Raw genomic sequence first — 20,270 nt, 5'->3', positions numbered from 1 at the left:
TCATCCGAAGTAAAAATAAATTTCAGCGTCTTATTTTTCTGCCAATAAATGTTTCTGCAAAATCTTATTCCGGGTTCTGGTGATACGCTTGATTTTGGCGGTAGGTTTGGAGTAGTAATTGATTTGTTTCGGCTAATGTAGTTTCTCCTCGGGTGCGGGCCAGGGCGATGGCTTTTTCGGCGGTGGCCACTGCGTTCGAGAACTGCCCGGCTTCCGCATACGCGGCGGCCAGGGTTCCCACGATTACCGTCTGCTTGAAGCCCGTCAGCGTGACCGCTTTTTCCGCCAGTCGGACTGCTTCAGTGCCATTACGCAAATCGGTTTGCGGGCAGGTGGCTAAAAACCAGGCGAGATCACTTAACACGGGCGGATTCGTTGGGTTGTTCTCCAGCGCCGCGCGATAGTGCGGTAATGCCCCGCCATAATCATGCGTCATCCCCAGGAGTTGGGCTTGTACGTGGTGCAGCGTAACATCGCGCGGCAGCATTTGCAACGCGGTGCGATTTGACTCGATGGCCTCTGGAACCCGGCCCAATCGAAATAGAACGCGGCTGAGTCTTTTTTGAGTTTTGGCGTTGGATTGAGCCTGTAAGGATTTACGATAATAATCTACCGCCGAATCCAGTTCGCCCATGGTTTCCGAAATCATGCCAAAGTTGTTCAGTGATTCATAATCTTCAGGCAGGATTCGCGAAGCTTCCAGGAACTGTTGTTTGGCCGCAGCAAGTTGGCCCATATGGTGTAGTGCGTGACCATAATTGGTATGCGACACCCAGTTTTTACGGGTAACCATAAAGGTGTGTTCCCATAGGGTTAGGCTGTTTTTCCAATACCCCAGTTGCCGGGAGGCAAGGGCCGTGCAGGCCAGAATGGGGACGATCCCAAGGGTGAGGCGGCCCCAGAGAGGCCAGCGGTGGGCGGTAATCCACCCGCCCCCCCCCCAGACGATCCCGATGGCTACTCCGATGAGGGGGACATACGCAAAACGGTCGGCCATGGCCTGCATGCCCGCCTGAACCACCCCGATGGCCGGCACCAGTAATCCGAGGAACCAGAACCAACCCACGGCCAGATAAGGTGACTGCTTGAATTGCCATACCACCATCCCAGTAATGAGCAACAAGAGCAAGATGCTGAACAGCACGGCGGTGATGGCAATTTGGTCGGGATAAGGGTAAAATACGGCCAGATTGATCGGACAAAATAGTTTTCCCAGGTAGCTGGCATAGGAAACCACCGCGTTTTCCAAGCGCAGTGTGAGAGGCAGGGCAATGGAACTGCCCAGGTTTCGGTGTCCCACGATGATCACCATACTGATTGCCAAGGAGAGCACCAAGAGCGGCACTTTCTCCAGGACTAATTTTGTAGCCGTCGAGGTAAGGAGACGGAACTCAGGGAATGCGGATTGCGGATTGCGGATTGCGGAATCACTGAATTCGGAGTGCGGAGTGCGGAGTGCGAAACCATCGAATGCGGAATTCGGAATTCGGAATTCGGAATTTCCCCCCCAGCGCTTGAGTGGCCAGTAGTCCAGCAGCAACAGCGCGCAGGGCAGGGGAGCCAGGGCAGGCTTGCACATCAGGCAGAGGGCGAACCAGAGGAGGAGGGGCAGGTAGCGTTTCAGGGAGGGCTTTTCCACATAGCTGGCATAGGCCCAGAGCGTGAGCAAGCCGAATAGGGTGGTGAGCAGGTTTTTACGCTCGGTGATCCAGGCGACGGTATCCACCTGCAAGGGATGCAAGGCGAAGAGGGCGGCGACGATGGCGCTGCGCCATACAGCGCCGGTGAGGCGTTTGAGCACCAGGAAAAGCAACCCGGCGTTAAGGGCGTGGAACAGGACATTGACGAGGTGATGCCAACCCGCGTTCAAGCCGAAGAGCTGGCAATCCAGCATGTGCGAGAGCCAAGTGATGGGATGCCAGTAGGTTTGTTCCCCGTGCAGGTTGCCGAAGGCCCAGGCCACTCCCTTGGGGGTCAGCCCGGCTTGGACCCAGGTGTTCTGGGTTACATAGGCTGGGTCGTCATAATTGATGAAGTCGAAGTAAATGACCGGGGAATAGAGGAGGAAAACTGAAACGATGAGGGCGGCCAGAATGAGCCGGATACCGAATTTTTCAGAAAAATTGGAGGAAAATGAGGAGCCCAACATGGCAAAAATATTATCTGGCAAAAAAATTGGAAACTATTAAATCAATTTTCACGATCATTTTTTGTAAATTCGGTTCTCAATATTTCTGCCGATAAATGTTTCTGCCATGCTCCGGTCTTTTTGCGTTCCAATACGGAGCCGACATGGCAAAAATATTAGCTGGCAAAAAAATTGGAAACCATTAAATCAAATTTTCACTGATCATTTTTTTATAAATTCGGGTCCCAATATTTCTGCCAACAAATTTTTTTGCCATGTTCCGGCCTTCTGCGTTCACGGCAACAGCAGCCGGGCATTTACGGAGAAGCCATTTTCGAGCTTTTGCCAATGGGCGGTGCCGTTTGGATTCGGGTTTGCCAAACTCAGGTAGCCCAGCCATAGCCCCTTGCCGACATATAAGGTTTGGTACAGCACCACTTCGTGCTTGGTGGTCAGCGGCAGCGATCCGGTCAATTTGGTGCCGTCGGCCAGGGTGCCCGTTAGGGTGACGAGGCCGGAGGGTTGCACGCTCAAATTCAGGGTGCCCACATTGGTACCAGTCGGATCAAGGACTACTGCCACCGAGTAACTGGTCTTCACTTGGGCCTGTTTTAAAACCAAGCCTGCCCGCAACGCCGAGGACCAATTCGTGCCTTGGTTGATGGTTCCAGTCATGCCGCCGCCAGCGTTCAGGTCCAGGTTCAGCCATACCTGCAATGCCGGGTCGTTCCCCCGGGCGATATTCGCGGTGGCCACGCCGCTGACATCAAACGCGCCAGCTAACGGATACACTTTGCCTTGATAGGTCAATTGGCCGCTAAAAGCCCCTTTGTCCGTCATAGTCAATTTTACGGCACCACTATTGGTCCAGTCGGCTTGGAATACGTCGTTACTCGGACAGAACAGCCCCGCATAATCGCCTTTGCGTGCCAGGAAGGCGTTGGGCACAAAGTTCGCGGTCAAGGTCAGGTTGGAGCGCATGGTGAAGAGGAGGCTGGGATTGTTCGTCAACACCGAGCCATTCCCCACCCAATTGGAGAAGAGGAAGCCAGTCCCTGGCAAGGACTTCATGGAATAGGGGGAGCCAAGCGTCAGCACCTTGCCGTTTAGGTCCGGGGACAAGGTGCCGTTGCCAACGCGAGTCACAGTCAAGGTATCGGTGGCCAGTTTCACAAATTTGACGCGGTTGGTTTTCGAGTAGTTACCCGAGGCATCCACCGCGTAGGCCGCCAGGGTGTTGGTGCCGAGCGTGGGCACCAGTTGGATGCTCCATTTGTTCGCGCCACTGGCCAGCATCCAAGGACCATCGTTCTGCTGGCACCAGACTTCCACCACGCCTTTGGCATCCGAGGCTGTGCCGGAGACCATGACCAAATTGGAATAGGTTGGGCTGGCGGGTTGGCTGATCATCACGGTGGGGAGGCCGGAATCCGTCGGTACAAAGTTGATATAGAACAGGTTGGTACTGCGATTGCCCAAGGCATCTGCGGCCAGGACGTACCCATAGTTCATCCCTGGCTGTAACGTGAGGACCTGGCTCCAAGGTGCGACGGCGTCGTCAACGGCGCTCACATTGGTGACTGCCAAGCCGTTGACCCAGAGGTTTCGTACCCCATGGTTTCCCCGTCCGGCATCGGTTACGACACCGCTGAGGGAGTAGAGCCGTTGGTTGACAGTCTGTCCAAGGGTGCCGTTGACCGTGATGAGCGGTCCCAGGTTATCCACTACGGTCAAGGTGGCCACGAGGCTGGTCACGCTGCCAAAACTGTTGGCAACTACCACCTGGTAATCCCCCGCGTCCCCCAAGGCTAAAGGCGGAAGGCTAAAGGCCGAATTCGTGGCCCCACTGATTACTGATAACTGATCACTGATAACTGATCTAAACCATTGGTACGTCAACGGCCCGGTGCCGTCGGCAACCACGTTAAACCTGGCAACAGCCCCCAACCCATTCGTCACGCTTTGCGGTTGGGTGGTAATGATGGGCGCGGATAGTACCGTCAGGGTCGCCATCCGGCTGGTCGCCACGCCATAGGCATTACTGACCACGCAGTAATAGTTCCCCGCGTGTCCCAAGGCTAAAGGCTGAAGGCTAAAGGCTGAATTCGTGGCCCCACTGGTGACTGATAACTGATTCTGATTACTGGTTACTGATCTAAACCATTGGTACGCCAACGGGGCCGTGCCAGCGGCAGTCACGTTGAAACTGACGGTGGTCCCCTGCACGTTCATCTGGCTTTGCGGTTGGGTGGTAATGGTCGGCGGGCACAGCACGGTCAGGGTGGCCACCGCACTGGTGGCCATGCCGTAACCGTTACGGACCACGCAGTAATAGCTCCCCGCGTGAACCAAGGCTAAAGGCTGAAGGCTAAAGGCTGAATTCGTGGCCCCACTGATGACTGATGACTGATGACTGGTTACTGATCTAAACCACTGATACGCCAACGGGGCGGTGCCGACGCCGGTTACGCTGAAGCTGGCGGCGGTTCCCAATACGTTCGTTTGGTTTTGCGGTTGGCCAGTGATGACGGGGGAATACGCCAAGGTTAGTGTGGCGACCGCACTGGTGGCCATCCCATACGCATTGCTGACCACGCAGTAGTAGCTCCCCACGTCCCCCAAGGCTAAAGGCTGAAGGCTGAATTCGTGGCTCCACTGACCACTGACCACTGACCACTGACCACTGACCACTGGTGACTGATTACTACTAGTCACTGCCTTGTACCACTGATAGCCGAGTGGCTCGAAGCCAGCGGCGGTCACCTTGAAATAGGCGGGCGCTCCCAACGGGGCCAGTTGGTGGTCAGGCTGGGTGAGGATGGCTGGGGCGTAGAGCAACGTCAGGCTGGCCACGGCACTGGTCGCCATGCCGTAAACATTACTCACGACGCAGTAATACGATCCAGCATCGAGGGCGGCGACCGCCGTGAGACGATAGACCGAATTCGTGGCCCCACTGATAACTGGTGACTGATTACTAGTCACTGCCTTGTACCACTGGTAGGCCAGCGGTGAAGTGCCGACGGCGACACTCGTGAAACTTACTGGCGCTCCCAGCGGGTTAGATTGGCTTTGGGGCTGGACGGTGATGACCGGCGGGGAGAGCACGGTGAGCGTTGCCAGTTTGCTCACGACCCGTCCATCCGCAGTACTCACCACACAGTAATAGCTTCCGGCGTCCGTGGCTTGGACCATAGGGATGGTGAGTTGGCTGGTGGTGGCGATGGGGAATGAGGCGCCAACCCGCATCCATTGGTAGGACAAAGGGATAAGGCTGCTGGCCGTCACGTTGAATAGGGCCGTGGTTCCCAATCGGTTCGTCTGGTTTTGCGGTTGGCCAGTGATGACCGGCGGGTACACCAGCAACGTCAGGCTGGCCACGCTGCTGGTGGCGGCCCCATACGCATTGCTGACCACACAGTAATAGCTCCCCGCGTCTCCCAAGGCTAAAGGTTGAAGGCTAAAGGCTGAATTTGTGGCTCCACTGATCACTGCTGACTGCTGACTGATTACTGATTTGTACCATTGATACGCCAGCGGGGCCGTACCGGTGGCGGTCACATTGAAGCTGGCCATGGTGCCTGCGGCGCAGGTCTGGCTTTGTGGTTGGCCGGTGATGGCGGGGGGATACACCACCGTCAGGGTGGCTACGGTACTGGTGACCGTCCCGGCGGTGTTGCTCACGATCACCTGGTAGTAGCCAGCGTTAACACTTTGCACATTGTTCAGCGTCAATGTACTGTTGGTGGCCCAAACGAGATTGGTATTGTTGAACCGCCAGCGGTAGCCGAGCGGCGCAGTGCCGGTAGCCGCCACGCTGAAACTGGCCGTGGTTCCCGGCACGCGCACTTGGCTTTGTGGCTGGGTGGTAATGACCGGGGACAGTACAACAACATTGGTCAGATTCCAGAAGGGCATTACATCAATCGGAGATGGTGGATTAGGAATAGGAGTTTGAGCACTATCTGAAGGCTGTAGGTAAAACAGAGGGGATAACCCGTACAAGATGCCAGCGGGCACATTCCCGACATCCATATTGGATTTAAACGCTTCCCAAGTGGCTCCGTACGTGTTGTCCCAGATACGTACCTGAAACTGATTTGTGATCGCCATTTCTACTTTATAGGCGGTGTTCGAAGTGCTGCCACCGCTGAAGCGGCCATTAAATGCGGGATTCGAATTGAACCCAATAATACCGCTGGTATTTGTGAATAAAGCATATCCCGTGATGCCGCCGTTGGTGTTGTTGGGCCAGACGTGGGCGCGCCGATCCGTTAAATTGGTGGCAATGGTGTTGGTGCTATAGTAGATGGCGATTCTTAAACTGGGGTAGGCATTCGAGGTGAGCGAAGAATTGTTCGTCGCGGAGGCCATTTCATTGGTATTGAATATTTTGTCACCGCTAAGATTCAAGAAAAGAAAATACCCCGGATTCGCCTTCACCGAAACAGCCATGAGAGCCATCAGGCCCACCGTAAAAGTCAATTTTTTCATATTGTATGCCATGGGAATTACGTTGTTAACATGTCCACTTCTAATCCCACTTTGAACATGGATAACAATCTACGCGATTAGGGGAAGAAAGTAAAGCGTGATCGAAGCAAAATATCGGGGAGCCCGACATGGCAAAAACGGGAGACCTTGCAGAAAAATAGGGAGCCCGACATGGCAAAAAAATTGGAAACTATTAAATCAATTTTCACTGATCATTTTTTGTAAATTCGGTTCCCAATATTTCTGCCAATAAATGTTTCTGCCAGGTTCCGGTCTTCCGCGATGAATGAGGAGCCCGACATGGCAAAAAGATTATCTGGCAAAAAAAATTAAGAACTATTAAATCAATTTTTCACTGATCATTTTTTTATAAATTCGGCTCCCAATTTTTATGCCAATAAATTTTTCTGCCATGGTCCGGTCTTTTCTTCGTTGAATGCGGAGCCCGACATGGCAAAAAGATTATCTGGCAAAAAAATTGGAAACTATAAAATCAAATTTCAATTGATCATTTTTTATAATTCGGTTTCCAATTTTTCTGCCGGTTCATTTTTCTGCAAACAGTCCTGGATTTTTACTCCGGGCTCTGACGATGCGGACGATTTTGACGATATTCTTGAAGCAGACGACGGTTGGTTTCCACGAGGGCGGTTTGCCCTTGGGCCTGGGCCATGGCGATCGCCTTTTCGGCGGTGGCTACCGCTTTTGGGAATTGCCCGGCTTCCGCATACGCGGCGGCCAATGTCCCCACGATTAGTATTTGCCGGTACCCCGTTGCCTGGGCGGCGGCCTCGGCCAGTCGGACGGCCTCGGCACCGTTGCGGAGGTTGGGTTGGGGAGCGGTGGCCAGCAACCAGGCGAGGTCGTTTTGAGCGGGCGTCGAGTCGGGATTTAATTTGAGAGCTTCCTGGTAGTGGGAGATGGCCCCCGAGTAATCGCGCGTGGCCATCAGCAACTGGGCGTGGAACAGGTGCAGCAGGTCATCGGGAGGCAGGCTTTTGATGGCCTGAAGATTGGCGGCGATGGCGGCGTCAAGCCGTCCGGTCCGCATATAAAGGTTGACCAGGGATTTATGCATTTTTGAAATGCCCGAACGCTGGGCAACGGCCTTTTTGTAATATTCGGCAGCGCCAGACAAGTCCCCCTGGCTTTCCAAAACGCAACCCATGTTATAGAGGACGGAAAACGATTCGGGAGAAATATCCAAGGCAATCTGCAGTTGCCTTTTGGCCGCTTCAAACTGGCCATTGGCCATGAGCGCGCAGCCGTATCCGCTATAGGCGATCCAGTCACTATGGCGATGACCGTTGTTTTTGATGGTAGCCATCACGCGTTCCCATAACGTAATACTGTTCTGCCAATGGTGTAGCTGGCGAGCGGAGGTAAAACCAAAGGCAAGACAGGCCAGAACGGCGGGCAGGGCCCGCGCCCAGATTGGGCAGCGAACCTTTGCGAGCAGGTCGGCGATGAGCCAGGTAAGGGCGATGAATAATCCCACCAGAGGCAGGTACACGAAGCGATCCGCCATCGCCTGCGCGCCAACCTGAATCAGGCCGATGGCGGGGACCAACAGGCCCAGGAACCAGAACCAACCCACGGCCAAGCTGGGTAATTGCTTGTGCAGCCACAGGGCCAATCCCGTGAGTACCAACAGGAAGATGCTGCTGCCCAGAACGAGGCTCATGGGCCAGGCACCGGGGTGCGGATAGAATGCGGCCAGGTCAAATGGCCAGCACAACTTGCGCACATACGCGGCATAGGAAACGAAGGCGTTTTCCGCGCGGAGCAGCGGGGTCAGGGCCATTTCCGCATTGGGTCGGCAGACGGTTTCATGCGCGAGCATCGTCATGACACTGATCCCTACGGACAGCGCCAAGAGGGGCACTTTCTCCAGGATTAATCTGGCCAGGCAGCCACTGAATGCGGAACCATCGAATGCGGATTGCGGATTGCGGATTGCGGAATTTCCCCCCCAGCGCCCTAGTGGCCAGTAGTCCAGCAGCAACAGCGCGCAGGGGAGGGGAGCCAGGGCGGGCTTGCACATCAGGCAGAGGGCGAACCAGAGGAGGAGGGGCAGGTAACGTTTCAGCGAGGGTTTTTCCACGTAGCTGGCATAGGCCCAGAGCGTGAGCAAGCCGAACAGGGTGGTGAGCAGGTTTTTGCGCTCCGTGATCCAGGCGACGGTATCCACCTGCAAGGGATGCAGGGCGAAGAGGGCGGCGACGATGGCGCTGCGCCATACCGCGCCGGTGAGGCGCTTGAGCACCAGGAAAAGCAGACCGACGTTAAGGGCGTGGAATAATACATTAACGAGGTGATGCGCGCCTGCGTTTAAACCAAAGAGTTGGCAATCGAGCATGTGCGAGAGCCAGGTGAGGGGATGCCAGTAGGTTTGTTCACCATGCAGGCTGCCGAAGGCCCAGGCGATACTCCGGACGGTCAGTCCGGCCTGAACCCATGGGTTTTGAGTGACATAATCCGGATCATCGTAATTGACGAAGTCGAAGTACCAGACCGGGGAATAGAGGAGGAAAACTGAAACGATGAGGGCGGCCAGAATGAGCCGGACACCGAATTTTTCAGAACAATTTGAGAAAAATGAGGAACCCAACATGGCAAAAAAATTGAAAACTATTTAATCAAATTTTTATAAATTCGGCTCCCAATTTTTATGCCAATAAATTTTTCTGCCATGGTTGCCGTTCCGGTTTCCATCACTTCCCCTTTTCCGCCAGCAGCGCCTGTTCGGCTTCGGCGTATTCGGCCTGGATTTGGGTGAGGAGTTGCGAGGCGTTGGCGAGATTGCCCTCCCGGGATTGCTGCTCGAGCAGGTCGCAGGTTTGAGCCAGGCGCAGCACGCCCATGTTGCGGGCGCTGCCTTTCAAGCTGTGGGCGGCGAGTTTCATGGCTTTGGCGTCCTGGTTGGCCAGGGCCGCCTGCATTTGCTTCATGTGCCGCGGCATATCGTGCAGGAACAGGTCAATCAATTCGGCCATTGGGTCGGTCTCGCCGGGTTGTCGCAGGGCGCGCAATTTATCCAATACCGCCTGATCCAGCAGCCCTTGGTGGTCGGCCGGCGTGGTGCCCGCCACCGGTGCGGGCGCGGGCGAAGCGAGGCTCAGCCCGGCGCGGCCCAAAGCGGCGATCAATTCCCCGGGTTCGAGCGGTTTGCTGAGGTAATCATCCATGCCCGAGGCAAGGCAGCGCTCGCGCTCGCCGGGCAGCACGTTGGCGGTGAGGGCGATGATAAACGGCTTGGACTTGAGTGGCGGCGCGCTGCCGGGGTCGCGCCAGAGTTTTTGAATTTCCTGAGCGGCCGTATACCCATCCATTTCGGGCATGTGACAATCCAGGAAGATAATGTCATAGGGGATGCGGGTGAGCGCCTCGAGCACTTCAAACCCGTTGGCGACGACATCGGCATGGAGGCCGATTTTTTGAAGCAGGCGGAGCCCGACTTTTTGATTCACCGGGTTATCCTCGGCCAGAAGCACCCGGATATTGCGCGTCATGGTTTCCGAGAGGGTCAGACTGCCCTCATTGGTGGGATGCCAGCGTTCCAGCCTGCCAGCGGCCAGCCCGACGAGGCATTCAAGCAGGCGCAGGGGTTTCACCGGTTTGAACAGCCAGGCGCGGATCTCGCCGCTTTCCAGCAGTTCCCATTCATGATGCCGCCCCATGATTTCCAGCAGGATGATTTTGGCGGAACCGGCCAGGGCGCCCGCTTTCAGGTGGCGGGCCAGGGCCAGCCCGGTGGTGTCGCCCAGCCGGGAATCCAGAATGATAAAATCGAACGATTTACCGGCGGCTTTGCGCTCGGCCAACCGTTGAATGGTCTCGGACTGGTTGGTGGCAAATTCCACCCCCAAATGCCAGCGGTGAAGAATCTGTTCCAACACGCGCCGACTGGTGGGGTGGTCGTCCACCACCAGCGCCTGCATCCCTTCCAGCGGTTGGGGATTGGGGGTCAGCCGGGCCGGAATTTGCTCCGCCGGGGTGACCTCCAACAGGATGGTGAACCAAAAGACGGAGCCCTGCCCCGGCGTGCTTTCCAGGTCAATATGACCGCCCATGAGTTCAACCAGTTGCTTGCAGATGGACAACCCCAGGCCGGTGCCGCCGTAGCGGCGGGTGGTCGAGCCGTCGGCTTGGACAAACGATTGGAAGATGCGCGGGCGCACTTCCGGAGAAATGCCAATGCCGGTGTCCGTAACCGCGAACCGTAGCAGAACCTGGTCGGCCTGCCGCGCCTGTTGCGAGAGGTGGACACAGACCTCGCCCCGGTCGGTGAATTTTACCGCGTTGGCCACGAGATTGAGCAAGATTTGGCGGATGCGGCCCGGGTCGCCGGTGACGAACTCCGGCACTTGGTCCTCCACCTGCCAGACTAATTCCAGGTTCTTGGCCTGGGCGCGCTCGGCCACCAAGTCAACGGTGGATTCCACGCTGTCCCGAATATTGAAGGGGATTTTTTCAAGTTCGAGTTTGCCCGCCTCGACCTTGGAGAAATCCAGGAGATTATTGATCAGTTCCAGCAGGGTGCTGGCGCTGTTGCGAATGGTGTCGGCGTATTCGCGTTGTTCGCCATCCAGGCGCGTCTTCAGCAGCAGCCCGGTCATGCTGATGACCCCGTTCATCGGGGTGCGGATTTCGTGGCTGACGTTGGCGAGAAACTGGGCCTTGGCATTGGCGGATTCCAACGCGGCCTGCCGGGCGCGTTCCCGCTCGAACTCGGCCTGCTTGCGAACGGTGATTTCCTCGACCGACCCTTCATAGTACAGGACGTTACCCTGCGAATCGGTGACGGTCCGCGCGTTTTCCGAAATCCAGATGGTGCTGCGGTCTTTGCGGAACACCTCGGATTCAAACGCGCTGACGGTGCCGTGTTCGCGCATGAGCCGGATAAATTCATCGCGGCGGCTGGCATCCACATAGAGCTGATGTTCGATGTCGGTCAGGGCGGCCAGCAAATCCTCGACCGAGTCATAGCCATAGAAGCGCGCCAGGGCGGGGTTCGCGCTGAGGAAGTGGCCATCCGGGGTCGTCTGGAAAATACCCTCGACGGCGCGCTCAAAGATCGTGCGATATTTTTCCTCGGCCTCGCGCAATTTTTGCTCCGCCGCCATCAATTGGGTGATGTTGTGGGAGATGCCGATCAGACCGCGCACGCCGCCGCCGGGGTTGTAGATGGGGACCTTGGTGACCAGCGCCCAGATCTCCCGGCCGTCGAGGTCCAACTGACGTTCCCGCTTGTTGATCAGCGGCTGGCCGGTGAGGATGATGCGCTGTTCATCCTGGAAGAACTCCTCGGCTTTTTCCCGTGGGTGAAAGTCGAAATCGGTTTTGCCGATGGCTTCATTGGGATCCTTCAGCCCCAGGCGTGCGGCCATGGCGTCATTGCACAGCAGGAATCGGGATTCCACGTCCTTGAAGTAAATCCGATCCGGCAGGTTTTGGAGCAGCGTGCGCATCAAGTCGCGTTCCAGCCCGAGCTGTTCCTCGGTGCGCTTGCGTTCGGTGACGTCCCAAAAGATGCCCTGGATGCCGACGACATTCCCGTTGGCGTCCAGGGTGGCCGTCTTGATGGTGTGGACGTATTTTTTCCCCTCTTTGACCTGGTTGGCCTCGATGGTGTCGAGGGTTTCGCGGGTCTCCATCACGCGCAGATCATCCCGCTGATACTTGAGGGCCAATTCGTGGGGGAAGAAATCAAAATCCGTCTTGCCTTTGATTTCATCAAACGGGCGTCCGAGGATGTGGCAGAAGCGCTGGTTGGCGTAGGTGAAGCGGCCCTCGCGGTCTTTGCGGAAGAGATGCTGCGGCAGGCTTTCAACCAGCGAGTGATAAAATGCTTCGGAGTCCGAGAGGGCCTCCCAGGTATGATGATAATCCTGAACGGTTTCAGCCAGCTCATGATTCATGAGTTGGTAATCCAGTTGGGTCATCACCTGGTGGCTCAGAATGCGCAACGCGTCCTGGCGGGCGGGACTCAGTTGGCGCGGCTGATAATCCAGCACGCACAAGGTGCCCAGGCAATATCCCTCACGGTTGATCAGCGGCGCCCCGGCGTAAAACCGAAATTTGGGCCCGCCAATCACGGCCGGATGCTGCGCAAAATCCGGATGGGCGGCGGCGTCCTCAATGACCACCAGCACGCGCTGGTTCACGGCCAGGGCGCAGAAGGAGCCATGCAGCGGCACTTCGTGGTAGTCCAGGCCGACTTTCGATTTGAACCAGACGCGATCCCGGTCGGCAAAGGAGATGAGCGCGATCGGGGTTTCGCAGAGTTGCGCCGCCAGCCGCGTCAACTCGTCAAAATTTTCCTCGGGGGCCGTATCCAGAATATTGTAACTGTGCAAGGCCTCCAGCCGGGCATCTTCATTATGTGTCAGGGGGGGGGGCATGGGCATGGACTTTAGAAGACCGAATTCCGAACGCCGAATTCCGAACGCCAAAACGGACGGTCAATCCGGGATTTTGCAACGTGCTCAGCGCAGGCAAAAACCGCGCCTGGCAGGTCGCGCGCAGCCCCTTCGGAATTCGTTTTTTGGCATTGTTTCGGCATTCGGGATTCGCATTTCGGATTTAAGGATGCTCGCGCTTCAGCATGATCGCGCTCAATGGGGGCAGGGTGAGCATCACGGAGAACGGCTGGTTCTGCACCTGGTAGTTGTCGGCGGTGACGCCGCCCAAGTTGTCCAGGTTCCCGCCGCCGTAGGCGCCGGCGTCGCTATTCAGCACTTCCTTCCAAAAGCCGCCCTGTGGCACGCCGACGCGATAGCCGTGCTGCGGCACGGGGGTGAGGTTTAGCGCCACCAGGATTTGTTGTGCGCCATCGGCGGTCTGCCGCACGAACGAGAGGATGCTGTGTTCGCCATCCGTGCAATCCACCCAGAAGAAACCGGCCAGGTCATAATCGGCTTGCCAGAGCGCGGGTTCGTTCAGGTACAGCTTGTTGAGTTCGGCCACGAACCGTTGCAGGCCGCGGTGATACGGGCCTTGCTCCAAAAGCCACCATTGCAGTTCCGCGTTCTCGTTCCACTCACCGCTCTGCCCGATTTCCCCGCCCATGAACAGCAGTTGTTTGCCGGGGAACGCCCACTGGTAGGCCAGGAGCGCGCGCAGGTTGGCGAACCGTTGCGCGTCGTCGCCCGGCATGCGCCCCAGCAGCGAGCGTTTACCATGCACCACCTCATCATGCGAGAGCGGCAGGATGAAGTTCTCGTTGTGATGATACAGCATCGCGAAGGTAAGATCGTTCTGGTGAAACTTACGGTAGATGGGATCGCGCTTGAAGTAGCGGAGCGTATCGTGCATCCAGCCCATGTTCCACTTGAACGAGAAGCCCAGGCCGCCGAGGTACGGCGGGCGCGTGACCAGCGGCCACGCGGTGGATTCCTCGGCAATGGTGACGACGCCGGGATGCTGCACATGCACCAAGTGGTTGAAATGCTTGAGAAATTCAATCGCTTCCAGGTTTTCCCGCCCGCCGAATTTGTTGGGCACCCACTCCCCTTGTTTACGGGAGTAATCCAGGTAAAGCATCGAGGCGACGGCGTCCACGCGCAAGCCGTCCACATGGAAACGGTCACACCAGAAGAGCGCGTTGGCCGCCAGGAAATTGCGAACCTCGTGGCGGTCAAAGTTGAAAATCAGCGTACCCCAGTCCTGATGCGCGCCTTGGCGGGGGTCTTCGTGTTCGTAGAGCGCGGTGCCGTCGAAGCGGGCGAGTGCCCACTCATCGCGCGGGAAATGGGCGGGCACCCAGTCCACCAGGACGCCGATGCCGGCTTCGTGCAGCGCGTTGACGAGGTATTGGAAGTCGTCTGGCGTGCCAAAACGGCTGGTGGAGGCGTAGAAACCGGTGACCTGGTACCCCCAGGAGGGGTAGTACGCATGTTCGGCGGGCGGCAGGAATTGGACGTGGGTGAACGACATCTGGCGCAGGTACTCAATCAACGGCCCGGCCAGTTCGCGATAGGAATACGATTCATGTGCCGATTTTTTGCGCCAGGAGCCTAGGTGCATTTCGTAAATGCTATGCGGTGAACGCAGCGGGTCTTGCTCGCGCCGGCGTTTCAGCCATGCGTCGTCGGTCCACTTGAACTTGCGGGTGTCCCAGACAATCGCCGCGTTCTTGGGCGCCGTCTCAAAGAAGAATCCGTAGGGATCGGTCTTCAGGACGATGGCCCCTTGGGCGTCGTTAATCTCAAATTTATAATGCGCGCCCGCGCCCACGCCGGGAATGAAAATTTCCCAGACGCCGGAAAGGCCCAGCAGGCGCATGGGATGGCGGCGGCCATCCCATTGATTGAAGTCGCCGACGACGCTGACCCGTTTGGCGTTGGGTGCCCAAGTGGCGAACGCGGTGCCCGGCACCCCGTCAATGACACGCAGTTGGGCCCCGAGCTTTTCGTAGATTCGGTGTTCATTGCCCTGGTTGAACAGGTAGAGATCCACTTCACCCAGGGTGGGTAGAAATGAATACGGATCGCGGGTGCGGCGCAGGTCGCCGCGTTGGTCGGTGATCACCAAGTCATACGCGTAGACACGTTGTGCGGCCTCGGTTACCCCCTCGAATAACCCAGCCTCATGCACCTTTGTCAGGGTGATGCGCGGTCGCTCCTTTTCATGGGTCGGGACGGCTTCGATTTTCAGCGCGCCGGGGTAGAAGGCGCGCACGACCAGCCCGGTGCCGTCACCCAGCGGATGCATACCCAGTAATTGATGCGGTGAACGGTGAAGCACCCGCACCAGACTCTGCAACTCAGCGTCGGTCAGTATCATGGTGGGATAGCATGACATAAATTATGCGCTTTGACAGCGGAAAAGTGAGGCAGCATCAAATATATTTGCGAGCGCAAAAGGTGAATTGAAGTTGGTCAGGATTGACGCGCCAGCCAAATCGTCTATCATCCCTTAAACATGAAAACACGATTATTTCTTTCGGCACTGGCGGGCATCGCCATGGCGTTGCAGGCGGAACCGCAACCACCCATTCCGCTTTGGGCTGACGGTGCCCCGGGGGCGCTCGGCAAAGCGGATCAGGATATTCCCACGATTACGCCGTATCCGGCCCCGGCGGATAAAGCCACGGGCGCGGCGATTGTGATTTGTCCCGGGGGTGGTTACGGCGGCTTGGCGCCGCATGAGGGAGCGGATTACGCGCTGTTTTTGAATCAGCAGGGTATCACGGGTTTCGTTTTAAAATATCGGCTTGGTTCCAAAGGCTATCACCATCCGGCCATGCTTCAGGATGTGCAGCGCGCCATTCGCACGGTTCGCGCCCGGGCTGGGGAGTGGAAATTGGACCCCAAACGCGTCGGGGTGATGGGCAGCAGCGCGGGCGGGCATTTGGCCTCCACGTCAGCCACTCATTTCGATGCTGGCAAGCCGGATGCCGCAGATGTCATCGAACGCCAAAGTTGTCGCCCCGACCTGGCCATCCTGTGTTACGCCGTGATCAGCATGGGCACGAACGGCCACACTGGTTCGCGCAATAACCTGCTGGGCAAAGACCAGAGTCCAGAACTCATCCAGTTTCTATCCAACGAATTGCAGGTTACCCGGGAAACCCCGCCCTGTTTTATCTGGTCCACATGGGAGGACAAAACGGTAAAAGTGGAAAACTCCCTGGAATTTGCCAATGCATTGCAACGCAACGGCGTGCCCTTTGATCTGCATGTCTATCATATGAACGACCCCAAAAAGGGACGGCACGGCATTGGACTTGCGGATAAACCGCCCTTTGAAAACGCGCATGCCTGGGCCCGTAACCTGGTGGATTGGCTGAAAATGCGTGAATTTATCCGATAGGCGCCTTGCTCACCAATTTTTTAACCGCATCAAATAATACCATTTTCATCATGCCATTGCACGATTACAAATCAGCGAGTGGTTATGTCATTCAAGGCAAGCCGACTGGGAAGTCGGCGACACAGCAGGTTTGGAAACCTGCGGTACGATGACAAGGCGTACGCCTGAGCAGTTTGAATGATGCAGTTACAAACTGGAAATGGTATAAAGAAACGGATTTTGTGCGGGTTGGCGAGATGGGTTTAACTCAAAATCTCATCCGCCCTGCAAGGGCGGGTTAAAACCTGTAATAATCATGAGACCACCTGTCTTGTTCAGTCTGCGGGGGCGTCTGCTGTTGCTGATCGCGTTGGCTTTACTGCCGATCTTGAGCTTGCTGTGGTATCACGTTTGGCAGGCCGATCACGCCATGGTCTCTGAGATAGAAATCCACGTATTCAATGAGACGCAGTTCGCTTTGGCGTGTATGGCGGCCGTCGTGGTGCCGCTGCTGGCGGTCGAATTTCTGGTTATCCGTCAAATCAAACGTTTGGTGGCAGCCACGCGCAAGTTGACCGCCGGCTGCTTGGATGCGCGGGTGGGCCGTCATGGTTCATCCGGCGAACTGGTGGAGTTATCCCAATCGATTGATCTTCTGGCCGCCGCGCTGGAAAAACGGCAACAGGAACGCGATCAACTGCTGGCGCAAAACGAACATGACCGACGGATCTTGCAAGCCATGATGGATGCTTCCCTGGAAACCTTGCTATTGGTGAACAGGGAGGGACAGGTCTTGTTTATCAACAAAACCGGCGCTCAACGGGTGGGGCGGACGGCGGATGCTATGATTGGCCACAACATTCGGGAGTTTCTGCCACCTGCCACGGGTAATTTGCGATGCGATTGGGGACAAAAGGTCCTGGAGACCCGGCAGCCGGTCACGTTTGAGGATCAACGGGGAGATTATTGGTTGGAACATCACTTCTGCCCGGTGTTTGACGAGCGCGAAACACTCTTTGCCGTGGCGGCGTTCACGCGGGATGTCACGCAACGACGGCAGGCGGAAGCGGCGGTGCGCCGCTCCGAGGAACGGTACCGGGGGTTGTTTGATTTTGGCGCGGACGGTATCCTGCTGGGCGCCCAGGATGGGACCATTCTGGATGCCAACACGCGGATCTGCGAGTTGAGCGGTTATGCGCGCGCGGAACTGGTGGGAATGCATATCACACGTTTGTTTCCACCGGAGATTTTGCGGCAGACACCCTTGCGCTTCGACCTGTTGCTCAGCGGGCAGACGGTAATCCATGAACGGCGGTTGCGCCGGAAAAACGGCGGTGAAGTACCGGTGGAAATGTCCTCCAAAATGCTGCCGGACGGCACCCTGCAATCGTATTATCGCGATATATCCGAACGCCAGCGCGCCGAGGTTGAACTCGCACATTCCCGCGAGCAAATGCGCGCGCTGGCCGCCCGTACTACCACGGTGCGCGAAGAGGAGCGCACCCGGATTGCCCGGGAAGTACATGACAACCTCGGCCAATTGGTGACCGGCATCAAGATGGATGTGGTTTGGGTGGCCAACCGGTTGAACTTCGACCAGGAGGAACTGCGGCGGAAAATGCGGGATATTGCCGACTTGGCGGATGTTACCGTGGAAATGGTGCGGGAAATTTCACGCGAACTGCGGCCGGGGGTGCTGGATGATTTGGATTTGGCGGCCGCGTTGGAATGGCAGGCCAAGGAATTTGAACGACGTACCGGGGTGGTCTGCGATTTCAATTCCAGTCTGCGCGAGGAAGTCGTGTGGCCCGAGCTGGCCACCACGCTCTTCCGCATCCAGCAGGAGGCGTTGACCAACATTTTGCGCCATGCCAACGCCACGCACGTCGAAGTGACCCTGTCCCAGGAGCAGGGGACGGTATGTATGCGGGTACGGGATGACGGACGCGGGATTACCGCCTCGGAATTGAACGATAAAAGCGCGCTGGGCCTGTTAAGTATGCATGAGCGCGCTTTCGCACTGGGGGGACGGGTGGACATTAGCGGTACTCCCGGCGGTGGCACGGTCGTCGTCGCGGAAATTCCACCGCCTACTTCTTCGTCGTGTTGATGGCCGTGTTGGCTTTGCGCAGCTTGTTGGAAAGGTCGATCGCCACATTGCGCATTACCACCATGCCGAGGTGCGGTTCGCGCTGCACCAGTTCATTGAAGGCCGACCGCTGCACCACCAGCAGGATGCTTGCCTGGCTGGCAATGGCCATCGCGGTGCGGGGTGAACCATCCAGAAACGCCAGTTCCCCAAAAATTTGGCCGTTGTTAATTGTCGCGATAGGCCGGGATTCTTCGTTGAGGCAAATGTCCACCTGTCCGCGCATGACAATGTACGCCTCGTTGCCGGCGTCGCGCACGTTGAACACCCGCTCTCCGGGCCGGTACAATTTCTGCACAAACAAGCGGGCAATCTTGCGCAGTTCACCATCACCCAAACCCTCAAATATTGGCAGCGTGCGGAGCAGGTTGATGATGGCCACGCCCATCCGTTGGTCTTGGAAACTCTGATCCACCACGCGCGCTACGGCCGTCGCCTGGGTGGTCAGGGTCACATTTTCCGGCGTGTAGAGCATGTTCAGCTTGATCAACTTGACCACGTCCGTCGGCTTGTTGTTGACCACGAAGAAGCCCGGAAAATAGGCGATGGGCACGAATCCCAGTTGCTCGGTGCATTTGAGCAGGCGCGGGCAGTTGGCTAGAATATCCACCTCCACATAGGAGGCGCTCAGCAGCTCTTGCGCCGTCCGCACGGCATGATTGAATAACGCGCCCATGCACAGATCATCGGTGGCGAAGCTGTCCAAAATGCGCACGCAGCGGTCCTGCTCATCGTTGAAATAAGCCAAACCGCAGACAATCTTATTGTCCCGCTGTCCAAGAAACGCTCGGAATGGGCCATCGGTTGCCAGCCGCAGAAAGCCTGCACCGCGATTATAGCCGGTGGATACTTCCAGTTGCGGATTGGCGGCGCGTGCTTGTAAACGCCACACTTCAAAATCTTCAAACGTGGCATCGTGCAACTTGATTTCGGTCTGAAGGGGATACCCGGTGGCCCCATCCCGGACGGAGAGCGGATTGGGAATTTTCAGGGATTCAAACGCAAGCGCGGCCAGTTCGCTGATTTGCGGCAGCGATTCCGAGAGGGGTGATCGCATGGCCAACACTGGATTGGCGGTGCGCAGGTAAAAGAGCATCCCCTGCCGTGTGCGCAGGATGTGTTTCAGCGGTTGAAAGCCCACGCACACATAGTTGCACTGTTCAAACAGGATTTGCTGCGGATTATCAGCGGCTGGCACGCGGACCACGATCATCTGGCCGCGGGCGTCCACCAAGTCCGATATTTTTCGGATCAAGGCCTCGGCAGACCCATCCGCGTAGCTTTCCGGGCGGTTCAGGTTGCGGCCCAAATTCGCGACGGGATTATTGGTCGTATCCACCGGGCGGAGGATGGAGATGGTGGATTGAATCTGCCCGCCCACCTCTGAAATCCAGGTTTCATGACCGGAGGCAGAATTAAGCTGGTTGGCGATCCATGCCAGGTTATAAATATCCTTGACAGGATAATCATCCCCCAGCGTGGCTTTGAGCAGTTCAAGCCATTTGGGGGCGTCTCCCGCATTTGCCAAGCGCACAATCGCAGCCATGCTTATATTTGGGCCAAAACCGCCGGTTTCGCACCTGCGCCAACCAGCGGTCCAGCTCGGATTAATTGTTTGGTGCCCACGACAGGACTTGAACCTGTACGATGTTACTCACTAGAACCTGAATCTAGCGCGTCTGCCAATTCCGCCACGTGGGCAAC

8 protein-coding genes and 1 tRNA gene are annotated in these 20,270 nt (G+C 56.9%); 2 read left to right on the top strand and 7 right to left on the bottom strand.

Features of this window, described 5'->3' with window-relative positions; all coding sequences use genetic code 11:
• Positions 1 to 64 precede the first annotated feature (64 nt).
• The 5 genes from WCO56_08725 to glgB all read right to left on the bottom strand — a co-directional run bounded on the left by WCO56_08725 (position 65) and on the right by glgB (position 15,427).
• Positions 65 to 2,149: a glycosyltransferase family 39 protein gene (locus WCO56_08725; GenBank protein ID MEI7729644.1), complete on the bottom strand. Its 2,085-nt coding sequence runs from the start codon at positions 2,147 to 2,149 to the stop codon at positions 65 to 67.
• 273 nt (positions 2,150 to 2,422) lie between these two features.
• Complete coding sequence (locus WCO56_08720) at positions 2,423 to 6,622, bottom strand: immunoglobulin domain-containing protein (protein ID MEI7729643.1); 4,200 nt, start codon at positions 6,620 to 6,622, stop codon at positions 2,423 to 2,425.
• Positions 6,623 to 7,196: 574 nt separating this feature from the next.
• Entirely contained in the window at positions 7,197 to 9,236 is a 2,040-nt protein-coding gene (locus WCO56_08715; protein MEI7729642.1) for a tetratricopeptide repeat protein, read from the bottom strand.
• A 100-nt stretch (positions 9,237 to 9,336) separates the two neighbouring features.
• Positions 9,337 to 13,026 (bottom strand): PAS domain S-box protein, encoded by a 3,690-nt coding sequence (locus tag WCO56_08710; GenBank protein ID MEI7729641.1) that lies wholly within the window; start codon positions 13,024 to 13,026, stop codon positions 9,337 to 9,339.
• Positions 13,027 to 13,207: 181 nt separating this feature from the next.
• The gene (gene glgB, locus WCO56_08705) at positions 13,208 to 15,427 is read right to left on the bottom strand and encodes a 1,4-alpha-glucan branching protein GlgB (protein MEI7729640.1); all 2,220 of its coding nucleotides are present in this window, start codon (positions 15,425 to 15,427) and stop codon (positions 13,208 to 13,210) included.
• Positions 15,428 to 15,547: 120 nt separating this feature from the next.
• Here glgB and WCO56_08700 point away from each other — a divergent pair, with 120 nt between their 5' ends.
• Complete coding sequence (locus WCO56_08700; protein MEI7729639.1) at positions 15,548 to 16,438, top strand: alpha/beta hydrolase; 891 nt, start codon at positions 15,548 to 15,550, stop codon at positions 16,436 to 16,438.
• 295 nt (positions 16,439 to 16,733) lie between these two features.
• Entirely contained in the window at positions 16,734 to 18,527 is a 1,794-nt protein-coding gene (locus WCO56_08695) for a PAS domain S-box protein (GenBank protein MEI7729638.1), read from the top strand.
• On the opposite strand, the gene WCO56_08690 is transcribed toward WCO56_08695, so the two are convergent.
• Together WCO56_08690 and WCO56_08685 are read right to left on the bottom strand one after the other, a co-directional pair.
• A complete protein-coding gene (locus WCO56_08690; protein MEI7729637.1) occupies positions 18,508 to 20,112 on the bottom strand; it encodes a cyclic nucleotide-binding domain-containing protein in 1,605 nt (534 codons plus the stop codon). The genes WCO56_08695 and WCO56_08690 overlap by 20 nt on opposite strands.
• A 70-nt stretch (positions 20,113 to 20,182) precedes the next feature.
• Positions 20,183 to 20,267 (bottom strand) — tRNA-Leu (locus WCO56_08685).
• Positions 20,268 to 20,270: the final 3 nt, after the last annotated feature.

It is taken from the genome of Verrucomicrobiota bacterium, assembly GCA_037139415.1.
Lineage (GTDB): Bacteria > Verrucomicrobiota > Verrucomicrobiia > Limisphaerales > Fontisphaeraceae > JBAXGN01.
This window is presented reverse-complemented; position numbering and strand designations above follow the sequence as displayed.